General features: G+C 62.2%; 16 protein-coding genes. 9 read left to right on the forward strand and 7 right to left on the reverse strand.

The window, feature by feature from the left end:
• The 4 genes from M3P27_00605 to M3P27_00620 all read left to right on the forward strand — a co-directional run.
• The coding region (locus tag M3P27_00605) for a TonB family protein (protein MDP9266808.1) at window positions 1-781 on the forward strand (781 nt) is incomplete at its 5' end.
• A 2-nt stretch (window positions 782-783) separates the two neighbouring features.
• Window positions 784-2,178, forward strand: a complete 1,395-nt coding sequence (locus M3P27_00610) for a translocation protein TolB (GenBank protein ID MDP9266809.1) — start codon at window positions 784-786, stop codon at window positions 2,176-2,178.
• A 59-nt stretch (window positions 2,179-2,237) separates the two neighbouring features.
• Window positions 2,238-2,978 carry an OmpA family protein gene (locus tag M3P27_00615; protein ID MDP9266810.1) on the forward strand — a complete coding sequence of 247 codons (741 nt, stop codon included), beginning with the start codon at window positions 2,238-2,240 and terminating at the stop codon, window positions 2,976-2,978.
• A gap of 165 nt (window positions 2,979-3,143) precedes the next feature.
• The gene (locus M3P27_00620) at window positions 3,144-3,983 is read left to right on the forward strand and encodes a tetratricopeptide repeat protein (GenBank protein MDP9266811.1); all 840 of its coding nucleotides are present in this window, start codon (window positions 3,144-3,146) and stop codon (window positions 3,981-3,983) included.
• Between the two features lie 88 nt (window positions 3,984-4,071).
• Here the strand turns inward: M3P27_00620 and M3P27_00625 are convergent, their stop codons facing one another.
• Complete coding sequence (locus tag M3P27_00625) at window positions 4,072-4,401, reverse strand: 2Fe-2S iron-sulfur cluster-binding protein (GenBank protein MDP9266812.1); 330 nt, start codon at window positions 4,399-4,401, stop codon at window positions 4,072-4,074.
• 184 nt (window positions 4,402-4,585) lie between these two features.
• On the opposite strand from M3P27_00625, the gene M3P27_00630 reads away from it, so the two are divergent.
• Window positions 4,586-4,918 (forward strand): hypothetical protein, encoded by a 333-nt coding sequence (locus M3P27_00630; protein ID MDP9266813.1) that lies wholly within the window; start codon window positions 4,586-4,588, stop codon window positions 4,916-4,918.
• Between the two features lie 104 nt (window positions 4,919-5,022).
• On the opposite strand, the gene M3P27_00635 is transcribed toward M3P27_00630, so the two are convergent.
• From M3P27_00635 to M3P27_00655, 5 genes are all read right to left on the reverse strand, one after another.
• The gene (locus M3P27_00635) at window positions 5,023-6,096 is read right to left on the reverse strand and encodes a 2-oxoacid:ferredoxin oxidoreductase subunit beta (protein MDP9266814.1); all 1,074 of its coding nucleotides are present in this window, start codon (window positions 6,094-6,096) and stop codon (window positions 5,023-5,025) included.
• Between the two features lie 18 nt (window positions 6,097-6,114).
• A complete protein-coding gene (locus M3P27_00640; GenBank protein ID MDP9266815.1) occupies window positions 6,115-7,947 on the reverse strand; it encodes a 2-oxoacid:acceptor oxidoreductase subunit alpha in 1,833 nt (610 codons plus the stop codon).
• 134 nt (window positions 7,948-8,081) lie between these two features.
• On the reverse strand, window positions 8,082-9,038 hold the full coding sequence (locus M3P27_00645) for an acetyl-CoA carboxylase carboxyltransferase subunit alpha (GenBank protein ID MDP9266816.1): 957 nt from the start codon (window positions 9,036-9,038) through the stop codon (window positions 8,082-8,084).
• Window positions 9,039-9,060: 22 nt separating this feature from the next.
• Window positions 9,061-12,543, reverse strand: coding sequence for a DNA polymerase III subunit alpha (gene dnaE, locus M3P27_00650; protein ID MDP9266817.1), 3,483 nt, complete (start codon window positions 12,541-12,543; stop codon window positions 9,061-9,063).
• A gap of 160 nt (window positions 12,544-12,703) precedes the next feature.
• Entirely contained in the window at window positions 12,704-14,257 is a 1,554-nt protein-coding gene (locus tag M3P27_00655; protein MDP9266818.1) for a CCA tRNA nucleotidyltransferase, read from the reverse strand.
• A gap of 369 nt (window positions 14,258-14,626) precedes the next feature.
• Between M3P27_00655 and M3P27_00660 the strand changes: the two genes are divergently transcribed.
• The 4 genes from M3P27_00660 to M3P27_00675 all read left to right on the forward strand — a co-directional run bounded on the left by M3P27_00660 (window position 14,627) and on the right by M3P27_00675 (window position 17,377).
• Window positions 14,627-15,106 (forward strand): hypothetical protein, encoded by a 480-nt coding sequence (locus tag M3P27_00660; GenBank protein ID MDP9266819.1) that lies wholly within the window; start codon window positions 14,627-14,629, stop codon window positions 15,104-15,106.
• A gap of 104 nt (window positions 15,107-15,210) precedes the next feature.
• Window positions 15,211-16,224, forward strand: coding sequence for a UDP-3-O-(3-hydroxymyristoyl)glucosamine N-acyltransferase (gene lpxD / locus M3P27_00665; GenBank protein ID MDP9266820.1), 1,014 nt, complete (start codon window positions 15,211-15,213; stop codon window positions 16,222-16,224).
• The gene (locus M3P27_00670; protein ID MDP9266821.1) at window positions 16,221-17,015 is read left to right on the forward strand and encodes a response regulator; all 795 of its coding nucleotides are present in this window, start codon (window positions 16,221-16,223) and stop codon (window positions 17,013-17,015) included. Before lpxD ends, M3P27_00670 begins: the two co-directional genes overlap by 4 nt.
• A complete protein-coding gene (locus M3P27_00675; GenBank protein MDP9266822.1) occupies window positions 17,015-17,377 on the forward strand; it encodes a hypothetical protein in 363 nt (120 codons plus the stop codon). Before M3P27_00670 ends, M3P27_00675 begins: the two co-directional genes overlap by 1 nt.
• Before the next feature lie 89 nt (window positions 17,378-17,466).
• Here M3P27_00675 and M3P27_00680 read toward each other — a convergent pair whose 3' ends face one another.
• The gene (locus M3P27_00680; protein ID MDP9266823.1) at window positions 17,467-18,189 is read right to left on the reverse strand and encodes a 1-acyl-sn-glycerol-3-phosphate acyltransferase; all 723 of its coding nucleotides are present in this window, start codon (window positions 18,187-18,189) and stop codon (window positions 17,467-17,469) included.
• Window position 18,190: the final 1 nt, after the last annotated feature.

Below are 18,190 nucleotides of genomic sequence, written 5' to 3' on the forward strand. Positions count from 1 at the left end.
CTTTCACGCTGTCCTGTTCAGCAGCATGTTCCTGTACGCCGGATTCTTTGGCCAGATGCATGGCACCGACTGGGGCGGTGCGACCGGGGGTGGCGGCGCAATGAGCGCGACTTTGGTATCCAATGCGGCGGTATCCAATGCGGCGGTATCCAATGCGGCGGTCTCGAATGCGGCCATCCCGCTGCCCGCGCCGCAAGAGCAGACGGACAACGTGCTCGCCAACGAGTCCAAGGGATTGACCGAGTCGCCGCCCAAGGAGGCGGAGAAGCCCGCGCCGGAAGCGATCCCCATCCCCGACAAAACGGCGAAGCAGGCGAACGAGCGGGCCAAGCCGGCGGAACAGACGTCACCGCCGAAGAAGCCGCAGCAACCGGTGGCGACGAACCAGATCCCGTTCGGGCAGGGTGGGCCGGTGAGCGGTCCGTACGGCGTATTCAACACCAACGGCGCGAAGGGTGGGTTCGGATTCACCGGCGGCGGTGGCGATTTTGGCAGCCGCTACGGCTGGTATGTGGATGTGGTCCGGCGCAAAGTCTCGGAGAACTGGATGAAGTACGAGGTGGACCCGAGCATTTCCACCGCGCGCCGGGTGTACATCACCTTCGACATCTCGCGCTCGGGCGAGCCGGCGAACGTGCAAGTGGAGCAGTCGAGCGGCATCCCGTCGCTGGATATCAGCGCGGTGCGCGCCATCCAGCGCATCGACACGTTCGGTCCGTTGCCGCCGGATTATTCCGGCAACCGGGTCGCGGTGGAGTTCTGGTTCGATTACAAGCGTTGAACATGACAACCGCAGAGGACGCAAAGGACACCGAAGAAGACAGGGACAGGAAAGACACCATGGTGAAAAGGCTCAGCGTTCTTCTTCTCGTCGTGGTCGCGAGCGCGGCGGCGTTCGCGCAGGGCGATTGGATCCGCACCGGCACGGGCCTGGGCGTGGAGAAGGTGCGGCTGGCCCAGCCCGACTTCAAGACCACGTCGTCTTCGAGCACCCCGGATCCGCGCGCCGCGCGATTGCTCAAGACGTTCAACGAGACGCTGTGGAACGATCTCGATAATGCCGGCATCTTCGAGATGGTGTCGAAGAGTTTCTACCCTCTCGGCCAGCCGGGCCAGCCGAACCAAGTCCGCCTCGACGCGTGGGCGAACCCGCCGACCAACGCCGCCATGCTTGCCTTTGGCAATCTGAACGTTGCCGGCGACGACGTGAATGTCCTGGGATGGCTCTACGACGTGAAGAATGCCGCGTCGCCACAGGTGCTGGGCAAACAGTATCGCGAGAAGGCGACGGTCGAGAACGCGCGCCTGATCGCGCACAGATTTGCCGACGAGATCATCTTCCGGCTGGGCGGCGGCCTCGCGGGCATCGCGGAGAGCAAGATCGTGTTCGTCTCGACGCGCGGCGGCAACAAAGAAATATGGATGATGGATTACGACGGCGCCGGCCAGCAGCGCATCACCAAAGACGGCTCCATCGCGCTCTCGCCGGCGATCTCGCCCGATGGCGCGCGCGTGGCCTACGTCTCGTTCACCAGCGGCAACGCCGACCTGGCAATGTATTCGCTGGAATTGGGACGGCGCGTCGCCTTCCCGCATCTCGGCGGCGCGAACACCGCGCCTTCCTGGACCGCCGACGGCAAGCTGCTGTTCTCGTCGTCGATGCGCTCGGGCGATCCTGAGGTGTTCATGGCCGAAGCGAGCGGCAGCAATCCCAGGCGCCTGACGGCATTCAAAGGCCCGGACGGCCAACCAGCGATGAACCGGAAGTCCGGCGCGCAGGTGGCGTGGGTGAGCGGACGCACCGGACTGCCGCAGATCTACCTGATGGACGCCGACGGCGCCAACGTGCAGCGCGTCACCCAGGAAGGCTATGCCGTATCGCCGGCATGGTCCCCGAACGGGCAGTTGCTGGCGTTCTCCTGGATCCGGCACTACGGGCCGGGAGCGCCGGGCGGGCAAGACATCTATATTATGGACGTCACCTCGCGCCAGTGGGTGCAGCTCACGCACGAGGGCTCCAATGATTTTCCGTCGTGGTCGCCGGACGGAAGGCACATCGTCTTCCAGTCGCGCCGCGGCGGCTCGGACCAGATCTGGACCATGCTGGCGGATGGCGCAAAGCAGCATCAGCTCACCAGCTCGGGCAAGAACACGCAGCCGAACTGGAGTTGGAAGTAATGGTTGGAAGTGATCAAGGGGATTGCGACGGGTATTCTGCTTTTATTGTGGAGGATGAAGTGAAAGGCACGCACAAGGGTTCTGTAGACGTCCGTTTCGTACTCGCAGTGACCGCACTGGCGGCGATCCTGATCGCGGGATGCGCGAAGAAGAAGCCGGCACCGATCGCGCAGACGCCTCCGCCGCCACCGGCGCCCACGGCGTCGCTCTCGGCGAATCCAGATGCCATCGAGCAGGGGCAATCCACCACGCTGACGTGGAGGACGGACGACGCGACCGCCGTGACAATCGACGGGCTGGGTACCGTGGAGGCGAACGGCTCGCGCCAGGTCGCGCCCGTGCAGTCGACCACGTATCGGCTGACCGCCAAAGGGCCGGGCGGCACACAGGAAGCCACCGCGCGTGTGACCGTGGCCCAGCCGCAGGCGCAGTCCACCATCTCACTCAGCGATGAGCAGATGTTCGCGCAGAACGTGAAAGACGTTTTCTTCGACTACGACAGTTATGAGATCCGCGCCGACCAGCAGGGCGCGCTACCACAGAGCGCCGCGTTCCTGAAGCAGCATCCCAACTGGAAGATCACCGTGGAAGGCCACTGCGATGAGCGCGGCTCCATCGAGTACAACCTCACGCTCGGCACCAACCGCGCTGAGGCGGTGAGGAACGCGCTGGTGCAGGCGGGTGCGAACGGTGGCAATATCCGCCCGGTGACGTTCGGCAAGGAAAAGCCGTTCTGCAACGAGTCGAGCGAGGCGTGCTGGCAGCAGAACCGGCGCGGGCATTTTGTGCTGAACAAGTAAGACGAACCTTTACCACGAAGGTCACGAAGGTTCACGAAGGTCACGAAGGTTCACGAAGGACGGATACTTAGTTTGTTTTCCTTCGTGCTACTTCGTGACCTTCGTGGTGAGCTTTTTGAGAGCCGCCGCGAAACAGGTACCCTGCATCCAAGCAAGTAACCCTTTATGAATATGAAGAAACTATCGCTCCTCTTTCCTGCCCTTCTCATCGTCGCGTTGGCGGCGCCGGCGCTGGCCGCCAACAAAGACATGGTGCAGCTGCAGACGCAGGTGCAGACCCTGCAAGACTCGATGGCGCGCATGCAGCAGTCATTCGACGAGCGCATGGGTGTGATGAAGAACCTGATCGAGCAGACCACCGACAACATCAACCGGCTGAACTCGAACGTCGATAGCCTGACCAAGACGTTGCAGCAGCAATCCGGCGACACCGGCGCGAAGACCGACCAGGTCTCGGCACAGGTGCAGGCACTTCACGACTCGGTGGATGAGGTGAAGGCGCGGCTCAACAAGATCCAGCAGCAGCTCGACCAGATGGGTCAGCAGCAGCAGAACCTGCAGGCGCCCCCGCAGGGCGCGGGGCAGGCGCCGCCGCCTGACACGCTCTACCAGGCCGCGCTGCGCGACATGACGGCCAACAAGATGCAGCTCGCCGACCAGGAGTTTCGCGACTTCCTGAAGTATTACCCCGACAACGAGCTTGCCGGGAACGCGCAGTACTACATCGCCGACATCGAGTACCGCCAGGGAAACTTTCAGCAGGCGGTGGCGGATTACAACAAGGTGCTAGACCAGTATCCGGGCGGGAACAAGGCCGCGGCGTCGCAGCTGAAAAAGGGATACGCCCTGCTCGAGCTGGGGCAGCGCGATGCCGGCATTCGCGAACTGAACTCGCTGCTCGCGCGCTATCCCAAGACGAGCGAAGCGGCACAGGCGCAACAGCGGCTCACCCAGCTCGGCGCGTCGGCGCGCAAGCCCAGCCCCAAGCGGACTTCGCCTCGCTAGGTTCAAAACCTTTTGACCACGAAGGACACGAAGTCTCACGAAGGAGTCCTTTTGAAAAAACCTTCGTGTACCTTCGTGCCCTTCCTGGTTATGGTTTCTGACCTTCGGTGGGCGCGGGCACATCGCGCAGGCAGTAGCGCAGCTCGGTATCCATCTGGGTGATGCGCATGCCGGCCTTCACCATCTGCTTGCACGAGATCGCGGTGTGCGCGGGCGTGCCTTCGCCCATGTCGTAGGTGATGCGGCAATACTGGCACTCTTCGTTCCAGCAGAAGCGTCCGTAGGCGATGTTGTCGCCGGCGACGTACTGCAGGGCGCGCAGGATCATGTTGTTGTCCGGCACCTCGACCTCGCGGCCTTTCACCGTGATCTTGACCAGCTTGTCGTAGGGACGGAAGAGTGCGCCGGGGTTACTCATGCGGAGGTACTCACTACTGGGGTACTCACTACTGGGGTACTCACTAAACGACTGCTCCTGGGTATAGGATTCCGGCTGGCGGGATTCTATTACGGAAACGCGCGCGCGGCCGTGCGAGTCCCGCGAAAAACCATGCAACCCGTGGTGTGGTGACGGAATCTCTATTTTCTGGAGCCGATCAATCATGACCCCGACCGACAAGGAAAAAGACAGCGACTTGCACAAAGGTGCGGTCGAATCGGAAGACCCGAACGACCAGGCCGTGACTTCGATGGCGGGCCAGCTTGGCCATCGCGACCAGGACCCGCTCATCAAGTCGAGCGACTCAGACTTCCCCGAGCCGGGCGAGAGCCCCGAGCACTCGGGCGAGCCCGAGGGGCCGAACCTGAAAGACAAGGACACGCTGCCCGCGCCCGGCCACAACTCCGAAGGCGGGACGCAGGTGCCTGAGCCGGGGATCAAACAAAGGAACGACAAGAAGAAGCAAGACAAGAAAGACGGCGACGCAGCGGCGTGATGGAGTCGCCAGTCTCTAGTCGCTGGTCTCTAGGCAGGAAATCAAAAGCCCTCCATTCGGAGGGCTTTTGATTTTCCTAGCGGCTAGAGACTGGCAACTAGCGACTACTTCAGCCCCTCCATCACTTCATCGAGCACCGACTTGGGCGGCCGGGTGATGGATTCAGGCAGCGTAGCCAGCGGCGCATCCGTCATGTGGAGCATCTCGAGGAAGTTCGGCTTCTTGGTATCGATGTAGAACAAGCCGGTGAGGACTTCCCCTTTTTCGTGCGCCTGCATCAGGCGGCGGACGGCTTCGATGCGGTCGGTGGGGTCGTACTCATGCTCGAGCTTGCGCAGCATGATGTGGGAACCGTCGTGCATGGTGACTTGCGTGGTCGTCCCCGGCTCGTAGTCCACGTTGATCTCTTCGAAGTGCGGCACGAAGCTGAGGTCGTGCACCGGCTCGTCGTGCTCCTTCATGTACTTGTAGGATTTGGTCGAGCCTTCGTGATCGTTGAAGGTGACGCAAGGCGAGATGATGTCGAGCATCACGGTGCCGTTATGCGCGATGGCGGCCTTGAGCAGATGCAACACCTGCTTCTTGTCGCCGGAGAAGGAGCGGCCCACCATCGTCGCCCCCAGCTCGATGGCCATGGCGCAGGTATCGATGGGCGGCAGGTCGTTGATCACGCCGGTCTTGAGCTTCGAGCCCAGGTCGGCGGTGGCCGAGAATTGTCCCTTGGTGAGCCCGTAGACGCCGTTATCTTCGATGACGTAGATGATGGGCAGATTGCGGCGCATGAGGTGGACGAACTGTCCCATGCCGATGGACGCGGTGTCGCCATCGCCGGAGACGCCGATGCCCATCAGGCTGCGATTGGCGAGCAGCGCACCGGTAGCGACCGAAGGCATGCGGCCGTGCACCGAGTTGAAGCTGTGTGAGCGGCTGAGGAAATAGGCCGGGCTCTTCGAGGAGCATCCGATGCCGGAGAACTTGGCCAGGCGTTCGGGCTGCACGCCCATCTCGTACATCGCGTCGATGATGCGCTCGGAGATGGCGTTGTGGCCGCAGCCGGCGCACAAGGTCGTCTTGCCGCCCTTGTACTCCATGATGGAGAGTCCGATGCGGTTCGTCTTGACGGCTGGTTGTGCCGCGGGCGGTGTTGCGGTCGGTGGGGTTGTCGGAGTGCTGGCCATGTAGCTGCTTCCCTTCTGCTATTTGCCTTCTTGGGTAACGAGTTCGTCGGTGACGCTGCGCGCGTCGATGGGCAATCCGTTGTAGTGGCGGATGCTGCGCAGCTTGGGGATCTGGTCTACGCTCAAGTCGAGCTTGAGCAGGTCGAGCATCTGCGCATCGCGATTCTGCTCGACCAGGTAGATGCGGTCGTGATTCTTCACGAAGTCGTGCACCTCGCGCGTGAACGGGAACGCTTTCAGGCGCAGGTAATCGGTCTCGAGCTTGTAGTCCTTGCGCAACTGGTCGCGGCTCTCGACGATGGCCCAGTGCGTGGTGCCATAGGCGATGATGCCGATCTTCGATTTGCCGGTCTCGACGATGGGCATGGGAACGTGCGAGCGCGCGGTCTCGAACTTCTTGGCGAGGCGGTCCATGTTGTTCTGATAGTCGTCTGGCCGTTCGGAGTACTGCGCCTTCTCGTTGTGCCCGGAGCCGCGGGTGAAGTACGCGGCGGCAGGATGATCGGTGCCGGGCAAGGTGCGATAGCCGATGCCGTCGCCGTCCACATCTTTGTAGCGCGCGAAACTGCCCGCCTTCTCGAGGTCGGCCTTGCTCAACACCTTGCCGCGATTGATGGGGCGGTCAGGATACTTGAACGGCTCGCTCATCCAGTTATTCATGCCGAGGTCGAGGTCGCTCATCACGAAGATGGGCGTCTGGAAAAGGTCGGCGAGGTCGAAGGCGTCGAACGCCATGTCGAAGCACTCGGAGACCGAATCGGGCAGCAGCATGATGTGCTTGGTGTCACCGTGCGAGAGCAGCGCGGTCGAAAGGATGTCACCCTGCATGGTGCGGGTGGGCAGTCCGGTGGAAGGACCGGTGCGCTGGATGTCCCAGATCACGCCGGGGATCTCGGCGTAGTAGCCGAGGCCGGCGAATTCGGACATCAGCGAGATGCCGGGGCCGGAAGTCGCAGTCATCGAGCGTGCGCCTGCCCAGCCGGCGCCCAACACCATGCCGATGGCGGCAAGCTCGTCTTCGGCTTGCACGATGGCGAAGGTCGCTTTGCCGTCGGCGCCGATGCGGTAGTGCTTCATGTAGTCGATGAGCTGCTCACAAACCGACGACGATGGCGTGATGGGATACCAGGTCACCACCGTCACGCCGGCGAACATCGAGCCGAGCGCGGCGGCAGCGTTGCCGTCGATGATGATCTTGCCTTGCGTGGCGTTCATCGGCGCCACGGAACAGTGGTCCGCCTTCTTCAGCGATGCGGCAGCGTAGTCGAAGCCCGCTTTCACCGCGGCGAAGTTCAGGTCCGCAGCTTTTTGTTTCTTCTTGAACTGCTTGCGCACGGCGCGCTCCACCTCGGCCATGTCGATGCCGATGAGCTGCGCAGCCACGCCCACGTAGATCATGTTCTTCACCAGCTTGCGCAGCTTGGCTTCCGGACACACCGCTGCCACCAGCTTGTCGAAGGGAGCGGCGTAGAACACCACATCATCGCGGACGGCGGAAAGATTCAACGGCTCGTCATAGAGCACGGCGGCGCCAGGCGAGAGCGACTTCGCGTCTTCGATGGCGGTCTCCGCGTTCATCGCGATGAGGAAGTCCACTTCCTTCTTGCGCGCGATGTAGCCGTCTTTATTGGCGCGGATGGTGAACCAGGTCGGCAGTCCGGCGATGTTCGAAGGGAAAAGATTCTTGCCCGAGACCGGGATGCCCATCTGAAAGATGCTGCGCAACAGCACCATGTTCGCCGATTGCGAGCCCGAACCGTTGACCGTGGCGACCTGGATGGAGAAGTCGTTGACGGTCTTGGTGGGCGGCGGTCCCTGGCGGTGCTGCTGTACCACTACATCAGTTGCCATAACGAGAGTTTCCTTTGCGCAAGCTTCCAACGAAGAAAGCGGTTGTTCTATGAATGATTTGGAGATGTTCTCGAAACATTTGATTATACAAAATGGATGCTGGGAAAACGAAACGGATTCAGCGGCGGGCCACTCTACGCCGGTTCTTCCTTGAAGAACTGGGCCATGTGGCGGAACTTGTCGTAACGCTGGGCGAGCAGATCGTCGGTGGCGAGGTTCTTGATCTCGTAGTAGTGGCTGAGCAGCGCCTGGTCGAGCAGCGCGGCGGCAGCATCGTGGTCGGCGTGCGCCCCCTCAGGCGGCTCAGGGACGATGCCATCCACGCATCCCAGTTCCGTCAGGTCTTTCGCTGTGATCTTGAGCGCTTCCGCGGCCACATCTTTCTTCGAGGGGTCGCGCCACATGATGGAGGCGCAGCCTTCGGGCGAGATGACCGAGTAGACCGAGTTCTCCATCATCAGGACGCGGTCGGCCACGGCGATAGCCAGCGCGCCCCCTGAACCGCCTTCGCCGGTGATCACCGTGATGATGGGGACACGCAGCCGCGCCATCTCGCGCAAGTTACGGGCGATGGCTTCGGCCTGGCCACGCTCCTCGGCGCCCAAGCCGGGATAGGCGCCGGGGGTATCCACCAAGGTGAACACGGGACGCTTGAATTTCTCCGCGATCTTCATCGCGCGCAGCGCCTTGCGATACCCCTCGGGATTCGGCATGCCGAAATTGCGATAGACCTTCTGCTTGGTGTCGCGCGCTTTCTGGTGTCCGATGAGCATCACTTCGTTGCCGTGGAAGTGGGCCATGCCGCAGATGATGGCGGGATCGTCGGCGTAGGAGCGGTCACCGTGGATCTCGCTCCAGCCGGAAAAGATGCGCTCGATGTAGTCGAGCGTGTAGGGGCGCTGCGGATGGCGAGCCAGTTCGGTCTTCTGCCAGGCTTCGTATTGGGCGTGGATCTGCTTTCGCAGTTGCGCGACCTGGGAGTGCAGGGCGGCCAGCCTCTGCCTGGCCTCCTGGTTGTCGCCGGCGGCGGCTTCCAGTTGCGCGATATGCTTTTCGATGTTCTCGAGCTCGCGCTCGGATTTCGTGGGCATCGTCGAAGTGGGGGAGCAGCTTCTAGTCGATCACGCGGACCGCGCCGCGTCCGCACAGCTCTTCCACGCGGGTGATGAAATAGCGGTCCGGCATCACATTATAGCCTTCGACCTCCATCACCACCATGAACTCGCCGGCGCGTTCCACGTCGAACAGCAACTTGGCTTCGCCTTTGCGCTCGATGCAGAGCGAATGCAGCGCGTCGATGGTCTGCTCCGTCGCGGTCTCGAGCGGCACGCGGATGCGCAGCGAGCGCGCCAGCTTCGGCTTGGCCTCTTCGAGCGTGCGAATGTCAGAGATCATCAGCTTTGGACTCGCGCCTTCTTCTACCCGCACCCCACCACGAACGAGTACGGGCACGTCGAGCTTCAGTTTCTCGGCGAGCCGGCGATAGGCCTCGGGAAAGACGACTGCTTCGACCGCGCCGACCATGTCTTCGAGGACGCACTGCGCGTAGAGGTCGCCCTTCTTCGACTTTGCCACGCGGACGCCGGCGAGCATGCCGCCGGTCGCAATCTCTTCCTTGCCGGTCGAGGACTTCATCGCCAGGATGGCTTCGGTGTCGAGGGCGGAGAAATCCGCGAGCTTGTCTTTGTACTTCTCGAGCGGATGTCCGCTCACGAAGAAGCCCAGCATCTCTTTCTCGCCGGCCAGGCGCTGGTGCTCGTCCCAGTCGGGCAGGTTGGGAAGCTTGTCATTGTCTGCGGGGGCCGCCTGGTCGTCGGCAAAGACGCCGAAGAGGCCGTGCTGTCCGCTCTCCGCGTCGCGATGCGATTTCTGCGCGCGTTCGATGGCTTTGTCGATCACTGCCATCAGCTGCGCGCGCGGGCCGAGCGGGTCCATCGCGCCACTCTTGATCAGCGATTCCAGCACGCGCTTGTTCAACAGGCGCAGGTCCACCTTCTCGCAGAACTGGAACATCGTCTTGAAGCCGCCGAGCGCGGTGCGCGCGACCACGATGGAATCGATGGCGTTGCGTCCCACATTCTTGACGGCAGCCAGGCCGAAGCGGATGGCCGGGCCATGCGGTGTGAAGTTCGCGTCGGAATGATTGATGTCCGGCGGCTCGACCGCTATGCCCATCTCGCGGCACTCGTTGATGTACTTCACCACTTTGTCGGTGGAACCGGTCTCTGAAGTCAACAGCGCGGCCATGAACTCGACCGGATAGTGCGTCTTCAAATACGCGGTGTGATAGGCGAGCAGCGCGTAAGCGGCCGAGTGCGATTTGTTGAAGCCGTAGCCGGCGAACTGCTCCATCAGATCGAATATCTTCACCACCTTGCGCTCGGGGAAGCCGCGAGCGAGCGCGCCGGCGACGAACTTCTCGCGCTGCCCCGCCATATCCTCTGCTTTCTTCTTGCCCATCGCGCGGCGCAGCAGGTCGGCCTCGCCCAGTGAGTAGCCGGCAAGCTTGTTGGCGATCTGCATCACCTGTTCCTGGTAGACGATGACGCCGAGCGTCTCTTTGAGGATCTCTTCCAGCTCGGGCATCTCGTAAGCAATGGCCTTGCGCCCGTGCTTGCGGTCGATGAAGTCGTCGATCATGCCGCCCTGGATCGGACCGGGACGGTAGAGCGCGTTCAAGGCGGTGAGGTCTTCGACGGAGCCGGGCTTGTAGCGCCGCAAGACATCGCGCATGCCGTGCGACTCGAACTGGAAGATGCCGGAAGTGAGCGCGGAGTGGAAGACGCGCTCGTAGGTCTGCTTGTCGTCGAGTGGGACGCGGCGCAGGTCGAGCTGCTGGTTTCGCGTTTGCACGATGAGCTTGAGCGTGTCGTCGATCACGGTGAGCGTGGTCAGCCCGAGGAAGTCCATCTTCAGCAGGCCCAGCTTCTCGATCGCGTTCATGTCGAACGCGGTGACGATCTCGTCATTCTTCGTCCGATGCAGCGGGACAAGGTTGATGAGCGGCTCGGGCGCGATGACCACGCCGGCCGCGTGGACGCCCGCATTGCGGACCAGGCCTTCGAGCTTGCGCGCGGTATCGAGCAGTTCCTTGACCAGCGGCTCGCGGTCGTAAGCCTCGGCGAGCGCCGCCGACTCTTCGAGCGCCTTGTCGAGCTTGATGTTGAGCGTGGGCGGGATCATCTTGGCGATGCGGTCCACGTCGCCGTAGGGGATGTCCATGGCACGGCCCACATCTTTGATCGCGGCCTTTGCCGCCATGGTCCCAAAGGTGATGATCTGCGCCACCTGGTCGCGCCCGTATTTCTCGGTGACGTAACGGATGACCTCGCCGCGCCGGTTCATGCAGAAATCGATATCGATGTCCGGCATGGAGATGCGCTCGGGATTGAGGAAGCGCTCGAACAGCAGCTCGTTCTCCAGCGGATCGATGTCGGTGATGTCCATGGCGTAGGAGACCAGCGAGCCCGCCGCCGAGCCGCGGCCCGGGCCCACCGGGATGCTGTTCTCCTTGGCATAGCGGATGAAATCCCACACGATGAGGAAGTATCCCGGGAATTTCATCTGCCGGATGGTCGCGATCTCGCGCGCCAGCCGCTGCTCATACTCGCTCAGCGGATGCTTCAGCTTGCCGGTGGCCTCGACCCGGCGCAACTCTTCCAGGCGCTTCGCGAAGCCCTCGCGCGCCACGTGCTCGAAATAGGTGTCGAGCGTGAAACCGGCGGGCACCTCGAAGGGCGGGAACGGGTTCTTCACCTTGTGCAGGTTCACGGAGCAACGCTCCGCGATGGCGAGCGTCCGCTCCAGCACTTGTGGCGCGCCGTCGAATACTTTACGCATCTCGGCGTAGCTCTTCACGAAGAACTGGTTGCCGGTGAATTTGAGCCGGTTGGTGTCGTGGACCGATTTCCCCGTCTGCACGCAGACGAGCACGTCGTGCGCCTGCGCGTCGTCTTCACAGATATAGTGCGAGTCGTTGGTCGCGACCAGCGGCACGCCCAGCTCTTTTTCCAGGCGGAAGAGGTCAGGATGGATCTGGTGCTCGAGCTCGAGTCCCTGGTCCTGGATCTCGAGGAAGAAATTATTCTTGCCGAAGATGTCGCCGAAGTAGGCCGCAGCTTTCTTGGCCTCGTCGTACTTCCCTTCCGTCAGCCGCTCGGCGACCTCGCCCTTCAGGCAGCCGGAGAGCGCGATCAATCCCTTGGCGTGCTCGGCGAGATAGTTCTTCGAGATGCGCGGCTTGTAGTAGAAGCCGTGCAGCGAAGCTTCACTGGTGATCTTGACCAGGTTGCGATACCCCTCGTCGGTCTCGGCCAGCACCAGCAGATGGTTGTAGGTGTCGCCATCGGGCGGGGTGCGGCGGGTGTCGTGGTCGTCCTTCTTCGAGACGTAGAGCTCGCAGCCGATGATGGGCTTCACCCCGGCATCCTTCGCCGCATTGAAGAACTCGAGTGCCGCAAAGATGTTGCCGTGATCGGTCACGGCAACGGACGGCATGCCGTGCTCCTTCACTTTGGCGACAAGCTTGTCCACGCCGCACGCGCCGTCGAGCAGCGAGTAGTCGGTGTGGAGATGGAGATGGACGAATTGCGACATGGGGACTAGTTAGATTTTATCTGCTTGGGAGGGCATCATGGCCTGTGGATTACGCGGCTCTAACCGGGAAAACCTTTTAAACCACGAAGGTCACGAAGGAACACGATGAAGGCCTGCAGTGACCTCTTCGTGAAACTTCGTGACCTTCGTGGTTAACGGTCTACCGCTTCTTCTTGGCGGGCTTCTTCGCAGGCTTGTGCGCCTTGGCTTTCGGCGCAGGCTTCGCGGCGGCTTTCTTCCCTTTCGCAGCAACAGCCGCAGGCGCAGCTGGCTTGCCCTTGCCGGCGGGAGCGGCGGCAGGAGCTGTGGTCGAAACGATCTGCGGCTCGCCCTTGCCCTTCTTGCCCTTCCCCTTGCCTTTCACTTCGGGCACGACGGGTGCGGGCGGTGGCGGCTCAGCCTTGCGTCCGCGTTTGACCGGCGGCGGAGGCGGTGGCGGCGGAGGCGGCGGCTCGAACTGCTTCAGGAACTTCTTGACCTCGCTCTTCGAGCGCTGGTCGATGAGCATGTAAAACACGTGCTCGGCGACGATGGGATACTCCTCGAGCTCGGGCGTGATCCGCATCTCGATCATCTCAGGGAGCGGGATCCTCGCCTTAATCTGGCGCCACTTGTTGAGGAAGTTCTTCAGCTTCTGCTGCACCGCCTGCTGGCGCGCGGTGACGGCGAGGAACAGGATGGTCTCGGGACGGTACTTGTCCAAAAGCTTCCAGGTGAGCGACGGCGTTGCGGCTTCCTTCGAGGTTAGTTTCTGCGCCAGCTCTTTGGCTTCGTCCTCGAGCACGCGCCACTTCTCCACCAGCCATTTGTTGGGGATGAGCTTCTGCAACTCCTTGCGGTCGCTCTCCGGCATGTTGCCGGTGAGGAAGTACAGGATCGCGGGCGCAGGGTCGGTGGGATATCCGAAGTCGGCAAGCTGGGCCCGCGTCTTCAACAGGTCGGAGAGTCCGGAGTTATCCACTTTGGCGACCGACCAGCGCGGATGCAGCACGCGCAGCCAGCCTTCTTTCTCGAGCGCACGCAGGATGGCCAGCGGATCGTCTTCATAGGCCATCTGCTCGATCTCGCGGCCGCGAGCTTCGTCGGAGATGTTCTCGATGTACTTATTCTCGACCGCGGTGTTGTAGCGCGCCTGGGTGCGCTCTTCGATGGTCCAGTGAAAGCGGGCGCAGAAGCGCGTGGCGCGGATGAGCCGCGAAGGCTCTTCGAGGAAGGCGTAGTTGTGCAGCACGCGGATGAGCTTGGCTTCCACGTCGGCAACGCCGTTCGCGGGATCGAGCAACAGGCCGCGCGACCCGGGATTCAGCGAGAGTGCCATGGCGTTGACGGTGAAGTCGCGGCGGCGCAGGTCTTCACTGATGGTGGCTTGGTGCACTTCCGGAGTGCGGCCGGGCTTGTCGTACTTCTCGGTGCGCGTCATCACGATCTCGGCGCGCATGTTCCCGGGCAACAGCAGGCCCATGGATTTCAAATCTTCGTTCATCCATTGGATGACGGCGCCGGCCTTTTCCAGGTCCTTGACCAGGCGCAGCGCATTACCCTGGACGGCGAAGTCCAGGTCGCGGATGTTGTATCCCGAGATCATGTCGCGGATGCCGCCGCCGACGAGATACACGTTCATTTCGTGGGCGCGTGCGGCGTCGGTGACCAGGGCCACGCCCTTGTGCTGCTCGGGCGAGAGCCGCGATTCCATCATGTATAAGTAGTCGGCCATGCTTGGGTGGCGCGCTAGCGGGCGGACTTCTTGCCGCGAACTGCCGGGTCTATCTCCTACGAATGGTCCCAGGTAGAGACGGCCATCTGGCCGTCCGAGGCGCCACTAAGGGCGTCTCCGTTTAGAAATATCCCTGTAAGTGATTCCGTACAAACGACTTATAGGACGTCCACGGGGCCGCGACCAACACTAGAAGATAACACAGGTTTACGTTCTTGGCTACTTTTGGCGTTCGGCGTTGGATTCTCGGCAGAAATGGCGCAGAATCGCGGTTCGCAGGAAGGCCGCAGATATTGGGGTGTGTCCCGACATGGCCCAATTACTGGTTCTTCTGGAAACTGGAAACTCGAAACTCGAAACTGGTCCTGAATGCCCTCAACCCACAAGAAAGTCATCGTTCGCAAGCTCGACCGCGACGCCATCCAGGGCTACGTCTCGCCGGAGTTCGTCTCCGAAGGCAAGCTCGAGCTGCTGAACGTCTCGGGGAAAGTCGTGATGATCGAGCTGGCCGAGGTGAAGGGCGTCTACTTCGTCCGCGAATTCAGCGAGGGCGAAGGCTTCGCGCGCAAAACTTTTGCGACCCGCCCGCGCACCGAAGGCCTGTGGGTGCGCCTCAAGTTCAAAGACAACGAGACCATCGAAGCGCTGATGCCGAACGAGCTCACGCAGAACGCGCCGGAGGGATTCACCGTCATCCCTCCGGACACGCGCGCCAACACGCAGCGCATCTTTGTTCCGCGGACGGCGCTCGACTCGCTGACCGTGCTGGCGGTGATCGGTGGGCCGGCGGCGCGGCGGAAGAAGGCGGCGGCGGTGCCGGCGGGGCAAGAAGAGCTGTTTGGGGAGTAGGTGAAGCTGCGATACCAACTCGCGATAAGACGACAACACAACTCCACCGTTTGACCCCGCCCTCGCCACATCCCTCGCCCGTCCATTAGAATCTCTGCTTCGCGATGAAGCTCTCCGCCATCGCCGCGCGGTTAGGAGCACGCCTCGACGGCGCTGACGCCGAGATCTCGGGCGTTGCCGGCATCGAAGCGGCCGGTACCGGCCAGCTGACGTTCGTTTCCAATCCCAAGTACGCCGCCGCGGCTAAGACTACGCAAGCCGCAGCCGTGATCGTGGCGGAAGACTTCCCTGCCCTCACCAAGCCGACCGTGCGCACGAAGAATCCATACCTCGCCTTCGCGAAAGCCATCGAGCTTTTCTATCAGGCGCCGCAGTACACGCCGGGAGTGCATCCGACTGCTGTCCTGGATGCTTCGGCCAAGATCGGCAAGAACGCGCACGTCGGGCCATATGTCATCGTGGAGGCGGATGTCGAGATCGGCGAGGGCGCGACGCTACTTGCGCACGTGGTCATCTACCAACACGCGAAAATCGGAAAGAATTTCTTTGCGCACGCCCACGCCGTCGTCCGCGAGCACTGCGAGATCGGCGACAACGTGATCCTGCAAAACGGGGTGATCATCGGCGCCGACGGCTTTGGCTTTGCCAAGGACGACGCCGGCAAGTGGCACAAGATCGTACAGTCGGGCCGCGCCGTGATCGCGTCTAACGTGGAGGTGCAGGCTAACGCATGCATCGACCGCGCGTCGGTTGGAGAGACGCGCGTGGCCGAGGGCGTGAAGGTCGATAACCTGGTGCAGGTCGGGCACGGGTCGTCGGTGGGTGAGAACACGCTGCTGTGTGCGCAGGTCGGCCTCGCCGGGTCGACCGAGGTGGGGAAGAACGTTATCCTCGCCGGACAGGTCGGAGTGGCCGGACACTGCAAGATCGGCGACGGCGCGGTCGCCACGGCGCAAAGCGGCATTCCTAACGACGTGGAGGCGGGCAAGGTGGTCAGCGGATATCCGGCGATCGACAACCGGCAATGGCTGCGCGCGGTCGCGATTTTTAATAAACTTCCCGAGCTGGCCAAGCAGTGGCGCGGCCGCAAGAACGACGACAAGGACGACAAGCAATGACCGACGATCCAAAAGGGTTGAAGATGGTGTCCAAGCCGGAGCGGAAGCCGATCCGCGTCTTGCTGCTCGACGATCGCGAAGAGAACCTGCTCTTGCGCTCGACCATCATCCGGCAGCACGGCTATGAGGCGGTCACCGCGACCTCGATCGAGGAAGCCGAAACCAAGCTCGCCGACATCGACATTGCCGTGCTCGACTATCACCTGGGCGCGGGCAAGTTCGGCACCGACGTGGCGGAGACACTGCGCGAGAAGCGTCCGCAGGTCCCTATCATCATCCTGTCGGCGACGCTGGAGCGGAAGTTCGGCGGCATCGCCGACATGCACTTGCTCAAAGGCTACAGCTCGACCGACGACCTGATCGCGGCGCTGCGCAACTTCGAAGCCAAGAAGCGCGGCAAGCCAGTGGTGGTGGACGCGCGCGACTTCTATTACTCGCGCATCTCGATGTCGATGGGCGAAGACGTGGCGCTCGAGATCCTTGACGCCGACGGCGTGTGGCAGTACGTGAACGATCCCTTCGCCGTACTGTTCGACAAGAAGCGGCAGTGGTTCGTGGGTAAGAACCTGTTCGAGAGCTTTCCCGAGCTGAGCGACGAGTGGCGCGAGATCGTGAAGACGGTCGCCGAGACGCGCGAGACCTACATCGACCGCGGCATGCGCGGCATCCCGCACCTGCCCAAGAAGAATCCGCGCTACGTGTGGAACGTCCTCGTCTTCCCGCTCAAACTGCACGACGACCGGGAGGGCGTAGTGGTGAGCGCAAGGATCATCGAGAAGAAGGGCTTCTAGTGAGGCGCGCGGCCGCGCTCGTCTCCCTTGCCATCCTGGGCGCCTTTCTCTCCGGCCTCTGCTCCTGCTCTTCTTCGCGCGCGTTCGTCCGTATGAGGAACGTCGGGACGCAGCCGGTGCGCGAGGTCGAGCTCAACTACGGCAAGATGTTCGGCATCGGCGAACTCAAAGCCGGCGAGATGCGCGAGCGCAACGTGAAGTTCTCTGACCCGGCCGACCTCTCCATCCGTTTCTACGATGCTTCCAATCGCCTCATCACTTCGAAAGGCCCGCGCGTGGAAGCCGGCGTCGCTGGCGAGATCGAGGCGCGCATCGGGGATGGCGGAAAAGTGGAGTGGGTGGTGAACGTCAAAAGCCATTAACCACGAAGGTCACGAAGGTTCACGAAGTGAGGAAGATAAGTTCCTGATTTTCCTTCGTGCACCTTCGTGACCTTCGTGGTTTAAGAGGTTTACCGCCGCTCTTCCGGTAAGGAATCGGCGATCGCGTTCCGCACCGCTTCCATCAACTGGTCTTTGTCTTCGAAATCCTTGGGGTCGAGTGGCGGGTGGAAGATCAAGCGCACCGTGCCGGGCAGCGCGTAGTTTTGTCCCTTGGGCATGAGCTCGTAGCTGTTGAGGATGGTCATGGGCACGACGGGCACGCCACTCTCCATCGCGAGATAGAACGGGCCTTTCTTGAACGGCAGCAGCTTGCCCTCGCGCGAGCGCGTGCCCTCAGGGAAGACGGTCATGTTGATGCCCGCGCGCATCACGTCACCGGCCGCGCGCAGGCTCTGGATGGCAGCATCGCGATTCGTCCGATCCACGGGGACGAGCGAACCCAGCCGCATCGCTTTTCCGAGGATCGGGACTTTGAACAGCTCCTTCTTTACCAGCACGGAAGTGCGCCGTGGGATGGCGGGCACCACGACCGGCGGATCGATATCGGAGACGTGGTTGCACATGTAGATGTACGTGCCCTGCGGATCGAGGTGCTCGAGGCCTTCTTTCACTACACGGATTCCCGCGATACGCACGACCGCGCGCGCGCCGAACATGCCGCAGGCGTAGAGGAAATCGGCCTTGCCGGTGAGCAGACTCCACGGAAATGCGATGAGCGCGGCGAGCGGCAGATAGAAGACGAGGAAGAGCAGGACAAGCGCGGTGCGCAGGATGGCGAACGCTCGTCTCATC

This window comes from Acidobacteriota bacterium (genome assembly GCA_030774055.1).
In the GTDB taxonomy this organism is placed as follows: Bacteria; Acidobacteriota; Terriglobia; order Terriglobales; family Acidobacteriaceae; genus JACPNR01.